The sequence below is a fragment of the Petroclostridium xylanilyticum genome, assembly GCF_002252565.1.
GTDB classification, from domain to species: Bacteria; Bacillota; Clostridia; order SK-Y3; family SK-Y3; genus Petroclostridium; species Petroclostridium xylanilyticum.
In genome coordinates, this window is record NZ_NPML01000018.1 from 363,200 (window position 1) to 377,794 (window position 14,595).

At 33.8% G+C, this 14,595-nt stretch carries 18 protein-coding genes and 1 pseudogene; 8 read left to right on the forward strand and 11 right to left on the reverse strand.

Annotated features, from left to right (window positions below; all coding sequences use genetic code 11):
* Nucleotides 1-101: 101 nt before the first annotated feature.
* Nucleotides 102-1,843 (forward strand): annotated as a pseudogene (locus CIB29_RS19640) (IS1634 family transposase).
* Nucleotides 1,844-1,946: 103 nt separating this feature from the next.
* Here CIB29_RS19640 and CIB29_RS11620 read toward each other — a convergent pair.
* Nucleotides 1,947-2,726 (reverse strand): acyl-CoA dehydratase activase, encoded by a 780-nt coding sequence (locus CIB29_RS11620; RefSeq protein WP_094549860.1) that lies wholly within the window; start codon nucleotides 2,724-2,726, stop codon nucleotides 1,947-1,949.
* Entirely contained in the window at nucleotides 2,723-3,724 is a 1,002-nt protein-coding gene (locus CIB29_RS11625) for a 2-hydroxyacyl-CoA dehydratase family protein (RefSeq protein WP_094549862.1), read from the reverse strand. Before CIB29_RS11625 ends, CIB29_RS11620 begins: the two co-directional genes overlap by 4 nt.
* Nucleotides 3,725-4,204: 480 nt before the next feature.
* Here CIB29_RS11625 and CIB29_RS11630 point away from each other — a divergent pair, with 480 nt between their 5' ends.
* Nucleotides 4,205-5,062: a radical SAM protein gene (locus tag CIB29_RS11630; protein WP_094549864.1), complete on the forward strand. Its 858-nt coding sequence runs from the start codon at nucleotides 4,205-4,207 to the stop codon at nucleotides 5,060-5,062.
* A 30-nt stretch (nucleotides 5,063-5,092) separates the two neighbouring features.
* Here the strand turns inward: CIB29_RS11630 and CIB29_RS19580 are convergent, their stop codons facing one another.
* From CIB29_RS19580 to CIB29_RS11640, 3 genes are all read right to left on the reverse strand, one after another.
* Complete coding sequence (locus tag CIB29_RS19580) at nucleotides 5,093-5,398, reverse strand: transposase (RefSeq protein ID WP_198543854.1); 306 nt, start codon at nucleotides 5,396-5,398, stop codon at nucleotides 5,093-5,095.
* 19 nt (nucleotides 5,399-5,417) lie between these two features.
* Nucleotides 5,418-5,567 carry a transposase gene (locus CIB29_RS19585; protein ID WP_198543855.1) on the reverse strand — a complete coding sequence of 50 codons (150 nt, stop codon included), beginning with the start codon at nucleotides 5,565-5,567 and terminating at the stop codon, nucleotides 5,418-5,420.
* An 836-nt stretch (nucleotides 5,568-6,403) separates the two neighbouring features.
* Complete coding sequence (locus tag CIB29_RS11640; RefSeq protein ID WP_094549866.1) at nucleotides 6,404-7,096, reverse strand: hypothetical protein; 693 nt, start codon at nucleotides 7,094-7,096, stop codon at nucleotides 6,404-6,406.
* Between the two features lie 676 nt (nucleotides 7,097-7,772).
* Between CIB29_RS11640 and CIB29_RS19645 the strand changes: the two genes are divergently transcribed.
* Nucleotides 7,773-7,928, forward strand: coding sequence for an accessory gene regulator B family protein (locus tag CIB29_RS19645; RefSeq protein WP_278335850.1), 156 nt, complete (start codon nucleotides 7,773-7,775; stop codon nucleotides 7,926-7,928).
* Nucleotides 7,929-7,965: 37 nt separating this feature from the next.
* On the opposite strand, the gene CIB29_RS11650 is transcribed toward CIB29_RS19645, so the two are convergent.
* The 3 genes from CIB29_RS11650 to CIB29_RS11660 form a co-directional block, all read right to left on the reverse strand.
* Nucleotides 7,966-8,466, reverse strand: coding sequence for an REP-associated tyrosine transposase (locus tag CIB29_RS11650; RefSeq protein ID WP_341444427.1), 501 nt, complete (start codon nucleotides 8,464-8,466; stop codon nucleotides 7,966-7,968).
* 130 nt (nucleotides 8,467-8,596) lie between these two features.
* A complete protein-coding gene (locus CIB29_RS11655) occupies nucleotides 8,597-9,460 on the reverse strand; it encodes a hypothetical protein (protein WP_094549868.1) in 864 nt (287 codons plus the stop codon).
* Nucleotides 9,461-9,496: 36 nt separating this feature from the next.
* Nucleotides 9,497-10,078, reverse strand: a complete 582-nt coding sequence (locus CIB29_RS11660) for a papain-like cysteine protease family protein (protein ID WP_157910284.1) — start codon at nucleotides 10,076-10,078, stop codon at nucleotides 9,497-9,499.
* Nucleotides 10,079-10,640: 562 nt separating this feature from the next.
* On the opposite strand from CIB29_RS11660, the gene CIB29_RS11665 reads away from it, so the two are divergent.
* The 3 genes from CIB29_RS11665 to CIB29_RS18390 are packed head-to-tail and all read left to right on the forward strand — an operon-like array spanning nucleotide 10,641 to nucleotide 11,340.
* The gene (locus tag CIB29_RS11665) at nucleotides 10,641-11,060 is read left to right on the forward strand and encodes an accessory gene regulator ArgB-like protein (protein WP_242965179.1); all 420 of its coding nucleotides are present in this window, start codon (nucleotides 10,641-10,643) and stop codon (nucleotides 11,058-11,060) included.
* 5 nt (nucleotides 11,061-11,065) lie between these two features.
* Nucleotides 11,066-11,203 carry a hypothetical protein gene (locus CIB29_RS19755; RefSeq protein WP_479724524.1) on the forward strand — a complete coding sequence of 46 codons (138 nt, stop codon included), beginning with the start codon at nucleotides 11,066-11,068 and terminating at the stop codon, nucleotides 11,201-11,203.
* Nucleotides 11,200-11,340: an AgrD family cyclic lactone autoinducer peptide gene (locus CIB29_RS18390; RefSeq protein WP_117434607.1), complete on the forward strand. Its 141-nt coding sequence runs from the start codon at nucleotides 11,200-11,202 to the stop codon at nucleotides 11,338-11,340. Before CIB29_RS19755 ends, CIB29_RS18390 begins: the two co-directional genes overlap by 4 nt.
* Here the strand turns inward: CIB29_RS18390 and CIB29_RS11670 are convergent.
* A complete protein-coding gene (locus CIB29_RS11670; RefSeq protein ID WP_242965181.1) occupies nucleotides 11,332-11,682 on the reverse strand; it encodes a sensor histidine kinase in 351 nt (116 codons plus the stop codon). The two genes, CIB29_RS18390 and CIB29_RS11670, sit on opposite strands and share 9 nt — an antisense overlap.
* A 293-nt stretch (nucleotides 11,683-11,975) precedes the next feature.
* Between CIB29_RS11670 and CIB29_RS11675 the strand changes: the two genes are divergently transcribed.
* A complete protein-coding gene (locus tag CIB29_RS11675) occupies nucleotides 11,976-12,245 on the forward strand; it encodes a GHKL domain-containing protein (RefSeq protein ID WP_094549874.1) in 270 nt (89 codons plus the stop codon).
* On the opposite strand, the gene CIB29_RS18560 is transcribed toward CIB29_RS11675, so the two are convergent.
* Together CIB29_RS18560 and CIB29_RS11680 are read right to left on the reverse strand one after the other, a co-directional pair.
* A complete protein-coding gene (locus tag CIB29_RS18560) occupies nucleotides 12,234-12,374 on the reverse strand; it encodes a hypothetical protein (protein WP_157910285.1) in 141 nt (46 codons plus the stop codon). The two genes, CIB29_RS11675 and CIB29_RS18560, sit on opposite strands and share 12 nt — an antisense overlap.
* A gap of 6 nt (nucleotides 12,375-12,380) precedes the next feature.
* Nucleotides 12,381-12,959 carry an accessory gene regulator ArgB-like protein gene (locus CIB29_RS11680; protein ID WP_242965183.1) on the reverse strand — a complete coding sequence of 193 codons (579 nt, stop codon included), beginning with the start codon at nucleotides 12,957-12,959 and terminating at the stop codon, nucleotides 12,381-12,383.
* Between the two features lie 388 nt (nucleotides 12,960-13,347).
* Here CIB29_RS11680 and CIB29_RS11685 point away from each other — a divergent pair, with 388 nt between their 5' ends.
* Entirely contained in the window at nucleotides 13,348-14,250 is a 903-nt protein-coding gene (locus tag CIB29_RS11685) for a hypothetical protein (RefSeq protein ID WP_094549876.1), read from the forward strand.
* Nucleotides 14,251-14,595 lie beyond the last annotated feature (345 nt).

The window sequence follows — 14,595 nt, forward strand, 5'->3', positions numbered from 1 at the left end:
TAAAAGCCTTGATTTAGGCTTATTTTTTTGTCAAACTTTACGTTTTAATATTGCGGAATATGTAGTAATATGTTATAATATAAAGGTCTGGAGGTGTTAGTTTGAAACTTACTATATCCAAATCCAAAAATTCTACTTCGCTGTATGTAGCTAAGTCAATATATGTTAACGGAACAAGAACTTCTAAGATTGTAGAAAAATTAGGGACAGTTGCTGAATTAGAAAAGAAATTGAATGGTCAAGACCCTATCGAATGGGCAAAAAAATACATTGAAGAACTCAATAAGAAAGAAAAAGAAGAGAAGCGAGAAGTGCTCGTTAAATATTCTCCATCAAAGCTTATAAACAAAGGCGAGCAGCGCTCCTTTAACGGTGGTTATCTATTTCTTCAAAAAATATACCATGAACTCGGACTTCATAAGATTTGCAAGGAAATATCACAAAAATATAAATTTGATTTTGACATGAATTCTATTCTTTCAAGATTGATTTATAGTAGAGTGATCTTCCCATCCTCTAAACTTGCTACATATGAGCTTTCTAAAAAATTTATCGAGCAGCCGAATTTTGATTTGCATCAAATATACAGAGCTCTTGAATTCCTTGCTAAGGAGACAGATTTTATCCAGTCCTCCTTGTCTGAAAACAGCCTGAAGGTTTCCAAAAGAAATACCGGTATTCTTTACTATGATTGCACCAATTACTTTTTTGAAATTGAACAGGAGGAGGGCGACAAGCAATATGGTCCTTCTAAAGATCACAAGCCCAATCCGATCATTCAAATGGGACTGTTTATGGACGGAGATGGAATCCCTCTGGCTTTCAGCATTAACAGAGGGAATATGAACGAGCAGCTGACTTTAAAGCCATTAGAAAAGAAAATTATTTCTGACTTTGAGCTTTCTAAATTTATCCTATGTACAGATGCAGGGCTGGCTTCTGAAGATAATCGAAAGTTCAACAGCAAGGATGAGCGTGCTTTTATTACCCCACAATCTGTCAAAAAACTAAACGAACATCTAAAAAAATGGGCTCTTGCGTCAGATGGCTGGAAGCTTGCAGGCAGCGATAAAACCTATGATATTTCTAAACTTGATGAAATGATAGATAAAGCTGCTCCTGAAGATAAATCAAAAATACGGGCAAAAGTATTTTACAAGGAGCGCTGGATTAAAGAAAAGGCTTTGAACAAAGGCTTATTGTAACCTACTCAATCAAATACAGGGATTATCAGCGTAAAATCCGCAACTCTCAAATAGAAAGAGCTCAAAAGGCAATAGAAAACAACCCGACAAAAATCAAGAAATGCAATGCTAACGATTACAAAAGGTTTATTACCAAAACAAGCTGTACTGCTGATGGAGAAGTTGCAGAAAACGAGATATACAGCATTGATTCTGCTCTAATCCAGAAGGAAGAAGCCTTTGATGGTTTTTATGGGGTTTGCACAAACCTTGAGGATGATGTATCTGAAATAATCAAGGTGAATCACAGAAGATGGGAGATTGAAGAATGCTTTAGGATTATGAAAAGTGAATTCAAAGCAAGACCCGTGTACTTAAGCAACGATGACAGGATAGAAGCACATTTTATCACTTGCTTTATATCATTGATTATTTACAGGCTGCTCGAAAAAAAGCTCGAAGAAAAATTCACATGTCATGAGATTATTGGCGGGCTGAGAGATATGGATTTTTTGGAAGTTAAAGGCGAAGGCTATGTTCCAACCTACACAAGAACAGATTTTACCGATGCGCTTCCTGCTGTTTTTAACTTTCGTACCGACTACCAGATTGTTACTACGAGTATGATGAAAACAATTTTTAAAGAAACGAAAAAATAAAAACATTACGCACTTTTTATAACAATAAGAAATCCTGCAAAACCTTTTAAATCAAGGCTTTCCAGGATTTTTGTTTTGTTCAAGTGTCAAATATGGGATTATATTACTTTACTCCTTTTCTGTCAATACCTATCTTTTCTGCATAATAGCAACATCCTATTGCGCCGTTAAATTGGGGGTCGTCCAAGGGTATTACTTCATCATAATCATTTTTAAGATATTCTTTAATAGCACCGTTATGAGCTACTCCGCCAGATAGAATTAACTGCCTTCCCTTAAATTTTGTTAACAAGGGCTGCAGCCTTTTATACATGGAATAGTTAACTGCGGCACAAAGTCTGTGGATATCAACACCTTCTGCAATCTTTCCAATAAGTTCTGATTCTGAAAAGACTGCACAGGTGGAATTAAGTTCTACAGGACTTTCATAATACCTGGACATCTCCCCCAGAGGTAGTTCAAGGACATTCGCCATGTTCTCCAGATATCGTCCGCAAGATGCTGCACATTTTTCATTAAGCTCAAGATCAGTTATAATCCCCTTTTCTACCCTAACAGCTTTAACATCCTGTCCACCTACATCCAGGAGTATAAAATCGCTAAGTCCTGTCTGATAAAACACGCCATATACATGGGCCTTTATTTCATTAATGAGCCTGAACTCCCTAAGGTCTGTATTATTCCTGCCATAGCCGGTGGATATTGCCATATCAACATCTTTTAAATCCAACTTTTCAAGGTCAACAATTACTTTGCCGTCAAAACTGCAATAGTTTCTGTAAAATGTCATGGTACTCACTTTAAACTTATACATGATTTTGCGGTTTTCCATTAGGACAATTTTTACTTCCCTGCTTCCAAGATCAATTCCAAGTACTTTCAATTTCCCACTCCCTTCAAATCCAGCAGCATATCAAGAAAGGCCTCTATTCTAAGCTTGCTCCTTGAATCAAGACGGTTGAACTTGTCTCCTTCTATGTTTAAAACAGGTATATCCAGTTCTTTTTTTATTACTATATCCTCTATTGTCCTATAACAAAAAGCCTGGGTATAGTGAATGATTCCATCTATCTTTCTTTTCTCTACCTGTTTTTTTATTTCCTTTAACCTAAAATCTATATCATAGGGATAAGTATAATCATAGTATTGTTCATATATGTTTGATGCTTTATCGCTTCGCGGGAACGCGAATTCTCTTTGAACTTCGTTATACACAAAGTGGGCATTAAAATTTTCTACATATTCATATATATCACAGGTCATAGGAGGAACACCGATGAATCCAAGTCTTATTTTTTTATTGGTCGGGTTTCTCCTCTCTATTTCAAGCAGCTTGTCGCCAAGCAGTCTTTCAAATTCATCAACATCCCCGTTAAAATCACTAAGACTCACTTGATATAGATGATTTTCAAAACCGGTCACCTTGTTCTCTAAGAATGTCATCTCATCTATTCTTTTTGCCATTGCTCTAATTTTATTTAATCTTCTCCTAACCTCTTCTACATCAGCTAAATTAACACTAAATATATCCATTAATTCATCTATTGAAGCCTTGATATTTTCTACATTATGACAATGAGGATATGAGAAGGGGTATATTTTGACTCCATTCATTTTTAATACCTCAATCAGCGCCTTGGTGTTTGAACAGTCCCCTTCCATAACCCCAACTATTTCTTTAATGCCATTCTTAAGGCAGACACCATATATTCCTTTTATCCAGGCACAGGAACTTTTGGGAAAACCGTCTCTTTCTGCGAAATCTATATATTTTGCATATTCACCGGATGTAATAAAAAGGTTATTGAGATCTAAAACCCTATAGCCCGCTGCGAGCAAAACCTCTATAGGGACAGTTGTCGTAATACCGATGGTTTTCATACCTCACCTCCAGATATAACTTACACCTTGGTATAGATTCAGAATTTTTATCTGTTTTTCGCAACCTATCTACTTTTTTAAAATTTGCAACAAAAAAAGGGCGAACCTCCCCCCTATATAAACAAAAAAGGCCCATCTGGCCTTTAATAAACAAAAATTACTACCTTTACCGGTAGCTGGCCCATAGTTTTGTTTATAGACAGGATGGTTTCGAACTGTCTTATTTAATTTTCTGATTTAGTATAACATATAAAATAACGTATAGCAATAGGAAGAGTTTTCCCCTTTTCCCCTTCCATTACAGATACAGAGATATAAAAGTTGATTAAATTTAACTATTTTATAATAAAATTAATAAAAAATTTCATTTTGCATAACATAGGTTTTTGTTATGATATAGTTATACCCTTTTTAGTAACAAATACAGTACAATAGACTGCTTTCATTCATTTAAATATTGATGATTTTAGGGGGATATACATGGAAGTACTCAGAAAACTAGTTAGTAAAGATGGCTCAGTAAAGTATCTTTTTAAACTTGAAGATAGTAACACTATAGAAACTTTATATATGCATGATAGAAATCAAAAACTAACCTATCAAAGTACCGTTTGTGTTTCTTCACAAGTAGGCTGCAAATTAGGATGCATATATTGTGCTACAGGAATGCAGGGATATGTCAGAAACCTTTCAGCAGATGAAATTGTACAACAGGTAAGCATATGTAACTTTCACTATACATATTCCAAAATTCCTGCAATCGATGCTGTAGTTTTTGCCGGTATGGGTGAACCCCTACTCAATTATGAAAATGTAAAGATGGCTATACATAAGATTTATTCAGATTTGGGCATAAACCACTTTGAAGTGGTAACCGTAGGAATAGTACCTTATATTCATGAAATGATAAAGGATTTTTATGATAAAGGTATTCATATAAGACTAAACATTTCTCTCCATGCATCAACAAATGAACTAAGAAAAAAACTTATACCATTTACCGTTAAGTACGATATAGATGCAATCATAAGGGCAGCGGTTGAATATGCTGAAGCATTTGATACAAAAGTTAGAATGAGATATATGATTTTCAAAGGTTTAAATGATACCGGAGAAGATGTAGAAAGGCTTTGGAGACTTTTAGAGGACAAACCTATAAAATTAATCATCTCACAATATAATGAAAATAACGTTCCCGGATTAATTCCACCCAGTCATGCTGACATATTGGAATTTTGCGAAAAAGTTGGTAAAAAAATTGACTGTGGGACCTTCTATAACTTTGGAAATGATATTAAGGGGGGGTGCGGGCAGTTGAGACAGCACATTTCAGGATGACAGGGTGACAGGGGGACGGTTCTCTGTCACTTATCCAAAGTCTATATCCGTTAAAATGCCTTTTTGGCTAATATATTCAATATAACTACTCCACTTGTATTTTATAGCTTCTTCTACAATTCCCGCTTTTATAGGATTCTGATGGATGTATCTTAATACTGTTAATAAATATTTATCATCTTCAACTTTTTCACTTTTATATCTATCCTGAAACAAATGACCATATCTTTCATATTTCATATTATACCAATAAACATAACTTGCTCCTATTCGCTTCATTGCCTGGGATATGGCTTCTTTACCTTCCTTTAATAATAAATGAATATGATTATTCATCAGACAATATCCATAAACTTCATACTTCGCAGATACTTTTATAATTCTTTAATGTCTCAATAAATCTCATCTTATCTTCTTCATCGTGAAAGATATCTTGCCTATTTATCCCTCTTAGCATAATATGATATATCCCACTGCTGCTTCTTTCTCTTGCTTGTCTTGGCATAATAAAACACCTCCATTTCGAAGTGTATCACCCCAAAACAAAGGTGTCAATAGAACCGTCCCCTGTCACACTGTCACATCGAACCGTCCCCTGTCACATCAATCGACTATTTTGATTTTGCTTTGATTTTGTTCTGTTGATTGTCCGTGTTTTTTGTCCCTCTGATTTTCTTCCTTCTATTGCCTATCTTTGGACTCAAAACTTTTAATATACAGATCTAATAATTTGTTTCCTTTTCTTAAGAGGTTTATAAATAATATAATTGTATAAATACTAAGTCCGATAAATAAAAAATATAGAATAATTGGCAGTCCCATAAAAAGTGGTAATTGTACCTCTTGCATTAGTATCTTTTCACTCCTTTATACTAAGATAATTTAGTCGGTTGCAGAATATTGCAACCATTGATTTCAATGTCTTTCACAGTAGTTTTAATGTATATTTCACTTCGATGTGGTAAAATATATTTAGGAGACCAATTCACATAACACACCATCGCAAAGAAGGAAATAGCAATGTTTTACTTAACAAACTTTACACAATTAGATTTTCTTTTATAGATATTAGAACTTAGTAACCTATCATTTCAAAAGCCTGTTAAATTTATTCAGTTTCTTTAAAAGCACTTTAATAAAAATAATTATATCCCTCATTCTTTTTTAAGAGCTATTACAATCATCTGCAATCTAAGAGGAAACTTTAACTGTCGACAATATTCTCAACTCTTTTCATTATACATATTTTTATTATGCCTACAATAAATGTTAACTTTACTTAAAATTGAACAATAAGGGTGTATCAGTAGTAAGCATACACCCTTATTGTTATCCATAACTTTAAAATTCGACTCCGACAACACCAGCTGAATCAATTCGCATTATAATGTACATATTAAACCCAATTATATTAAATCCACCCTGATTACAACTATATTCTCCATATGCATCGCACTTAGCTGGTTGAGTGTCATTTTGAAGTATTGTTGATGTTGTATTAGATACAGTGCCTAATGCACAAATATAGCCTGGCCAAGAATTATTAATATGCACTGTATATCTATCTACATATGTTACATTAGCATAACAACGAAATTTAACTGCCGGGAGACCAGCTGCAAAATTGTAAGTTTTCTCAACATATTCATTTCTTGTACTGGAAGTAGCGGATGCACTAGATATAGATTTCTCAGACTCAATAGACTTATCAATATAATGAGTATATGTAACACTACTACCATCGTCCAATGTTATTGTTACAGGTTGGCCAAGAGTAAGCTCTATTACATTGTTTTGATATAGTTCTTTAGCTTTTTCTTTAACTTTATTTTCATCAAAGCATTCTAGGTTTTTCATTATCTCAACTGCATCTTTTTCCCCTCTTTTGATACTATCAATCAACTTTTGAACATCTTCCTTTTTTGATAAATCATATTTTATTTTATTATCATCTTGTGATTTAGCAAACACCGTAGAACTACACACACCCAAAAGTAGTGATAATGTTAATATAAATATTATCAACCTTTTCATATTATACTTATTACCTCCAATATTTTTTAATAAATAATACTGGTTTTTGTTCATTATGCTTATTGTATAAGCATCTCTTTAATGAGAATCTAAGCAAGAAAATATCCCCATTAAGTGATCTTATATATCTTAATTTCAAATTTCTTAATGCTTCTAATCCTCCTCTTTTTAACTACTATTTAAAGGCATACTTCATAAATTCTTGCTTTGTTCAATTTTATTAAGCGCTAATAAAAATCATTCTTCTTGTAAAACGCTATTCAATCTTAGTACCTATATGCCATCATGCTTTTAATACCAAACTAGCTTAGTATATTACCTACTATATCACACATCACCATTTTTTCAATATTATTGTAACAAAAGTGTATTTTAGTGTAATGAAAATGCACATAATGTTTTTTCGTTACACTAAAATACACTTTCATTACATTTGGGTTGTCTTATTTATATTTTTATGCTATGATTTCCGCAACTTGATGAGTGATTTTGCAGGAAATGCGGCTGTGGGATGGTTGTCCGGTTCTTCAATGATAAAGATTCATCAGTGATAATCTTTTGCAGCCGCTTTCTTATAATGCTATTGGAGAATGGGGTATACATGCACAGTTTGATAGATATTTTTGCGTACAAAGTCTATAAGGAATGATTATTATCCCACCGTGACCTTCGGAAGATGAAGTATGCGATGACGGTTGTTTGGAATGAAGTGATTAAGCTTGCTGCACTGCTAGCTCTGTTTTTTATGCTGAATAAAACCTATGAGTTCTTGTTTTGTTTCAGTATCTTGTTATCTATCAGGACTTTTTCCGGCGGTCTGCATTTTGAGTGACAAGGGGGATAGTGACAGGGGGACGGTTCTCTGTCACTTATCCAAAGTCTATATCCGTTAAAATGCCTTTTTGGCTAATATATTCAATATAACTACTCCATTTGTATTTTATAGCTTCTTCTACAATTCCCGCTTTTATAGGATTCTGATGGATGTATCTTAATACTGTTAATAAATATTTATCATCTTCAACTTTTTCACTTTTATATCTATCCTGAAACAAATGACCATATCTTTCATATTTCATATTATACCAATAAACATAACTTGCGCCTATTCTTTTAAATGCTACCCCCAAATCTTCTTTACCTTCTTTTATCAGTAAATGTATATGGTTTGGCATTAGACAATACGCGTAAATTTGATAGCTACACTTATCTTTGTAATCTGCTATTGTTTGTAACATCTTTTTATAGTCTTCATCATCTTCAAATATCTGCTGTCTGTTTATCCCTCTTAGCATAACATGATAGATTCCTGTTTCACTTTTTTCCTTGCATTTCTTGGCAAAAAAATCACCCCCGACGTATCTTATCATAAGCCAGAAGCATCGTCAACACAGAAGAACCGTCCCCTTGTGTCGTGTGCATCGCAAATCACCTCGGACTAGTTTTATAATAGTCCGAGGTGATTTTGCCAATAAGAAACCGTCCCCGCTGTTTTCGTATCTAGTTATATTTTAACCACTTTCTTTTGTAAAGTAAGAGAGCAATTAATAATATTCCTATAATAGCGATACTGATTATAAAATACAGTGAGTAATCTGTATGGCTATCACTAAGACCTCCGAACTTTTTATTTTCATTAACTTTTTCATTATCTACATTATTAGGGTCAATATATATCGGGCTTAATATATCTATAAAATCCGCTAACTTGTACAATTTAAAATTGGTAATCTTGAGCCTCTCAGGTTCATTTGCAAAAGGCACAACATACTCATCTTTTCCGTCTTTAATGTAATAGAAGTCTGTGTACAGCTCACGAATTCTTATATGTTTTACCATACTAGGATTCTTAATATTATTTTCTGTCAATATAGTCTGAATGTTTTCAGGATTGGAATAAAACTCTATAAGCTCTAATGGCATACTATGTCCTTCAGAAGTCACCCATTTTCCATTAAATTTAGAAGCTCGAATAGTAGATATAACTTCACCAGCTTCTGAAAGTACGGGAACTTCCCATACAGCGTTGTTTGATGAGATTAATTTTTCAAAGTTGTTAGAACTGTAATATTTTCTTATATTTTCTTTTAAATAATATACTTTATAGTAATTGCTAAAGCGTGATGGCACTCTTCTCCATTCTAACTTGTTTGCTGTGTCGTCTATATTCTTCATACTTCCTGTTATTGTGCTTACAATATCATTTCTTTCAAGATCTTGGTCAATCATTTCAATGTTTAATGCTTTATTTATTTCTTTAAACTTGTCATTAGCCGCAGCGAAAGAATTGGTGACCAATAGAGATAATAAGACACATACTAAGATAAGCGAAAAAGCTTTTTTTATACATATAGATTCCTCCATTTATATTGATTTACATACCTTTTCTTATAGTCTTGTTTAATTCCACTGACCATCTAAAAAGTAAGAAGCACCCGAAGGCTTTGCCCACACACCGTCAAAATAGTTTGCAAACAAATCACTTTCCTGCCACGGCCCTTTTGGATCAACAAAATATATTTTTTCCTGTGGGAGTGAATCATAACCATAGCAAGCGAGCATATGATATTCCCCAACATTTGTATAATTTACTCCAATTATAATAGGATTATTTGATGAATCAAGTTTCTGTGCTACATAATTAAAAGTATATGCACTGTTTGTATATCCTGTATTCTTTGTACTATTTGTATATAGTTTTATTGCAGAAGCTGTTTGCTGATGAGTTGCTGTTGCATCCCTTGTACTTGATCCTAATATTTTTGCTGCCATATCAGATTGTGTAAGAGTGACATTGTAACGATAATCTGCAACCATTCTAGCGCAAGCATTCCAGCACCATAAGGTTTTTTCCTGCTTATATTGATCCATTCCTCCATATATATGAGAAGCATAGAGTGCAAAAGCTGTACTAGTTACTACTAAAAGAATTGATAAGAACATTATCGATATTCTAAACTTCTTCATAGTCCAAAATTTCATAGTTAACTCTCCTTTATACATAAAATATAATTAATCAAAAAATCAAGTAACATTAAAAATCTATACAAAGGTTTTGGCTAGCAAACAAGGATAAGTAGCGTGAAAAAACTTATCTCTATTACAGGCTCTCTCTATACTAGCCAGAATTAGTATCTAATAAAAATATTTATGCAACTTCCTAAACATATCAAATCTCTTGTGTGCTTTCTATAAAACTATAGTATTCTTAATCATCCCCTTACTTTTCTGTTTTCTAACACCAAACACGCTTAGTATGCTCTTACTATATCACACATCCCCATTTTTTCAATATTATTGTAATGAAAGTGTATTTTAGTGTAATGAAAATGCACATAATGTTTTTTCGTTACATTAAAATACACTTTCATTACATTTGGGTTGTTTTATTTATATTTTTATGCTATGATTTCCGCAACTTGATGAGTGATTTTGCAGGAAATGCGGCTGTGGGATGGTTGTCCGGTTCTTCAATGATAAAGATTCATCAGTGATAATCTTTTGCAGCCGCTTTCTTATAATGCTATTGGAGAATGGGGTATACATGCACAGTTTGATAGATATTTTTGCGTACAAAGTCTATAAGGAACGATTATTATCTCACCGTGACCTTCGGAAGATGAAGTATGCGATGACGGTTGTTTGGAATGAAGTGATTAAGCTTGCTGCACTGCTAGCTCTGTTTTTTATGCTGAATAAAACCTATGAGTTCTTGTTTTGTTTCAGTATCTTGTTATCTATCAGGACTTTTTCCGGCGGTCTGCATTTTGAAAATAATTTCGCATGCTTTGCAGCCAGTGCGGTGTTTTTCTGTATTGTTATTCTATACTTGCCGTTTTTATTTACTGTAACTATAGGTATAAGTATCATCTTAATGATTATAAGTACCGGCATTATTTCTATTTATTCTCCTACGCCGTCTCCCAACAGGCCGATTATAAACAAAAAAAAAGACGGAACTTAAAGTATCTGTCCGTCTTCTTTACCCTCGCATGGATATTTATTTTATATACATTTATTCATGATCATACTCTTTTTGAATGCGGCATATGGACAATTAGTCTGCAAGCATTCCAATTACTAATAGGAAAGGAGTGTAACCAATGAAGAAGATTTCTCCTGTATTGAGAGCAATTTTATATTTTTTTGCATTTATGTTTGTTGTCGCTGCGGATTTGATTACCGCATCAGGCTCGTTTCTTATGTGGGGAGAGCCAAAATGCCCCAAGGATTTGTTAAAATAGTACTGTGAATACTATATACTCCTCCTCAAAGGAAAGCTCGATGGTGCCGTTATAAGCATCGACAATCTTTTTTACATTATAAAGGCCGTACCCTCTATGCTTTCCTTCCTTTGTTGAATAACCCCTGTTATAGATGTGCACTGTATTTGTCCTGGATATGGATTTACCCGTGTTCTTTACCCGGATCATCTTGAATTTTCCTTCCATACCAAGTGTCAAAACCACACTGCCGTTTTCTCCATTTTCAGCAGCCTCGATTGCGTTATTTAACAGGTTTCCCAATAGTTCAACAAGTTCATGCTTGTCCAACGGATATTCGGGTATTTCTCCTTGGAATTCCACATGAAAAGCAATTTTTTTCTCTTGGGGGGATGACAGGGGGGACGGTTCTTGTTGAGGATGACAGGGGGGACGGTTCTTGACAGGGGGGACTTGACAGGGGGGACGGTTCTTGTTGATAGATTACTTGAACAGAGCTAGGGAAATTAGAAGTTATGTCTGTTCTGGATATATTTTAGGATAACAGGTATTAATAAAACTGCTGTTAGCAAATCTTAACAATGAGAACCGTCCCTATTGCCCGTACTTTAACAATGAGAACCGTCCCTATTGCCCCCTAATGAGAACCGTCCCTATTGCCCGTATTGCCCGTTAGTCATAGAAGAAATGTTGTTTTAACACTCGGAATAGAAGGAATGAACAAAATAATTGAAGTTAGAAATACATGTAATTCGATAGCTGGGATAGATACTGCACGTATATTCAACAGAGGATATTCAACAAAAGAAGGAAAGCACCGGGTCTATGGTTTGTATAATGCGAAAAGAATCGTAGATATTTATCATGGCGCCATGGAGCTTTCCTTTGATGAACAATACATCGTATTTAAAGTCTTATTTTATTAAGTGTTTCGAGCATTTAGGTTCTCCCCAAAAAGCAAATGAACCTGATGCAGTGATCAAATCTGCAGCTGCAACAAATATAAACGCAAAAGAATATAGTACTGCTTTTAATACCGGAGAAGTCTTTTTCATAAGTTTTCACTCCTTTCCTATTATTAGTTGGAATGCTTGTACGCTAATAGTCCATATACCGTATTCAAAAAAAGTATGATCATGAATAAATTTATATAAAATAAATATCCATGCAAGAGTAAAGAAGACGGACAGATATTTTAAAGTCTGTCTTCTTTTTTTGCTTATAACCGGCCTGTTAGGAGACGGCATAGGAGAATAAATAGAAACAACGCTGGTACTTATAAGCATTAAGACGATACCTACACCTGTAGATACAGTAAACAATAGCGGCAAGTATAAGATAATGATACAGAAAAATACCGCACTGCTGACAAAGCATGCAAAATTACTCTCAAAATGCAGACCTCCGGAAAAAATTCGAATAGAAAATAAGATGCTTATACAAAGCAAAAACTCATATGTCTTATTCAATATTATAAATAAAGCCAGCAGCGCAACAAACTTAATCACTTCATACCACATAACCGTCATCGCATACTTCATCTTCCAAAGGTCACGATGGGACAATAATTTCTCATTATAGACCTTATATGTAAAAATATCTATCAAATTGTGCATGAATATCCCATTCCTTAATATCATAATAAGAAAGCGGCTGCAAAAGATTCCCACTGATGAATTTTTATCATTGAAAAACCGGGCAACCATCCCACAGCCGCATTTTCGGCAAAGTATATTACTATTCTGCGGAGATGATAGCACAAAAATACAAATAAAACAACCCAAATGTAACGAAAGTGTATTTTAGTGTAACGAAAAAACATTATATGCGTTTTCGTTACACTAGAATACACTTTCGTTACAATAATATTGAAAAAATGGGGATGTGTGATATAGTAAAAACATACTAAGCGCGTTTGGTATGGGAAATAAAAAACATTGGCAAGATTCTAGGTTTCTAAACGAATATGTACTAAATCTATGAAAGCTAGAACATACTTAAATTAAAATGATAAAGGGGTGTTTATAAATGTATAGAAAATGGATATCTACACTTTTATTATGTATAATGCTGTTAAATATGCTTTCCTCTGTTGTATTTGCACAAGAATCTCCTTATAATAAAGATATTACGCCGAATGATATTCTAAAAGTTAGCAAAAATATGAAACAAGAAACAATTGTTAAGGATAATGAAAAGAAACAATTTATTATATCTTCTTCATTAGAAGATAAGAAGATTTTTGGAGTATCTATAAAAGATACTGCTGTAAAAGCACCTGAAAATATACCAGAAATGCAGGCAGAATCAATTAAAGATATTACTCAATTGTCTGGCATGCCGGAAGATGGAATCCTAGTGAATCGCATTTACTTTGGATTATATGATAGTGAAGAGAATGCTAAAAAAGCATTAAAAGATTATAATGATGCTTTTGAAAAAAATAACAAAACAGTTAACAATGTAGCTGCACAATTAAGTAGCATGCAAAGCAGCACATTCTGGCATAATAGTACTGTTTCTTACTATTATAGTTCCACTTATGGTTTCTACTATGTCATAAATCTTTCAGCAAGAGATGCGTCTTATGTATTTAATGTTGGGTCGGTGGCTGCAGTGACAATATGTTCATTAATAGGAATAGCAATGGGCGGAACTATTGGAGCGGTGACAGGTGTGCTTTTGGGTGCTGTAGTTGCAATAGCTATACAGACACTATATTGGTCCTGTCAAAATTCGGATGGTAGTTTTACTGTTCTTCTACCAGCAGGAAATATTCCATCTATGTTTAAGCAGGCCATTAGTGCAACTAAATATCTTCTACCCGCTAATACGTATTTAGGTGGGACATATCGAGCTGGTTCTAGCAACTGGAGCTCCTACTATTGGGATGATTATGACTGTGAGTTTGATTTATCAAACTATCAATAATATAAGAAAGGCTAATAATGCATATGAAAAAAATCTTTGATATTTGTCCAATAATTGTTTGGTTATTAATTATAATTGTTACAGCAGTGATTCTTCCAAAGTTTTCATTAGATTCTAAGATATCACCGATTATATTTATATACATTATAGCTATTACAGCTTTTCAAACGATTGCTGCGTTAATATTATTACACATTTTTAAGAAGAGATAACGTAACAACAGTGCCAGGAGACGCTTTGAAACTAATAGAAAACGTTGAAGATAACAGGGGATACAAATGAGGGGACGGTTCGAGACCACTGAAAAACGTTAAATAAAAATTGTAAAAATTTCAACAATCTTCT

What these genes read in the sequence shown, in the direction of transcription:
- CIB29_RS19580 (WP_198543854.1), bottom strand. Translation starts at nt 5,398, where the DNA reads ATGAATAATCATATTCATTTATTATTAAAGGAAGGTAAAGAAGCCATA.
- CIB29_RS11625 (WP_094549862.1), bottom strand. Translation starts at nt 3,724, where the DNA reads ATGAAAACCATCGGTATTACGACAACTGTCCCTATAGAGGTTTTGCTC.
- CIB29_RS11655 (WP_094549868.1), bottom strand. Translation starts at nt 9,460, where the DNA reads ATGGAGGAATCTATATGTATAAAAAAAGCTTTTTCGCTTATCTTAGTA.
- CIB29_RS11630 (WP_094549864.1), top strand. Translation starts at nt 4,205, where the DNA reads ATGGAAGTACTCAGAAAACTAGTTAGTAAAGATGGCTCAGTAAAGTAT.
- CIB29_RS11665 (WP_242965179.1), top strand. Translation starts at nt 10,641, where the DNA reads ATGCACAGTTTGATAGATATTTTTGCGTACAAAGTCTATAAGGAACGA.
- CIB29_RS18560 (WP_157910285.1), bottom strand. Translation starts at nt 12,374, where the DNA reads ATGAAAAAGACTTCTCCGGTATTAAAAGCAGTACTATATTCTTTTGCG.
- CIB29_RS11640 (WP_094549866.1), bottom strand. Translation starts at nt 7,096, where the DNA reads ATGAAAAGGTTGATAATATTTATATTAACATTATCACTACTTTTGGGT.
- CIB29_RS11650 (WP_341444427.1), bottom strand. Translation starts at nt 8,466, where the DNA reads ATGATAAGATACGTCGGGGGTGATTTTTTTGCCAAGAAATGCAAGGAA.
- CIB29_RS11660 (WP_157910284.1), bottom strand. Translation starts at nt 10,078, where the DNA reads ATGAAATTTTGGACTATGAAGAAGTTTAGAATATCGATAATGTTCTTA.
- CIB29_RS19645 (WP_278335850.1), top strand. Translation starts at nt 7,773, where the DNA reads ATGAAGTATGCGATGACGGTTGTTTGGAATGAAGTGATTAAGCTTGCT.
- CIB29_RS11685 (WP_094549876.1), top strand. Translation starts at nt 13,348, where the DNA reads ATGTATAGAAAATGGATATCTACACTTTTATTATGTATAATGCTGTTA.
- CIB29_RS11680 (WP_242965183.1), bottom strand. Translation starts at nt 12,959, where the DNA reads ATGATATTAAGGAATGGGATATTCATGCACAATTTGATAGATATTTTT.
- CIB29_RS19585 (WP_198543855.1), bottom strand. Translation starts at nt 5,567, where the DNA reads ATGCCAAGACAAGCAAGAGAAAGAAGCAGCAGTGGGATATATCATATT.
- CIB29_RS18390 (WP_117434607.1), top strand. Translation starts at nt 11,200, where the DNA reads ATGAAGAAGATTTCTCCTGTATTGAGAGCAATTTTATATTTTTTTGCA.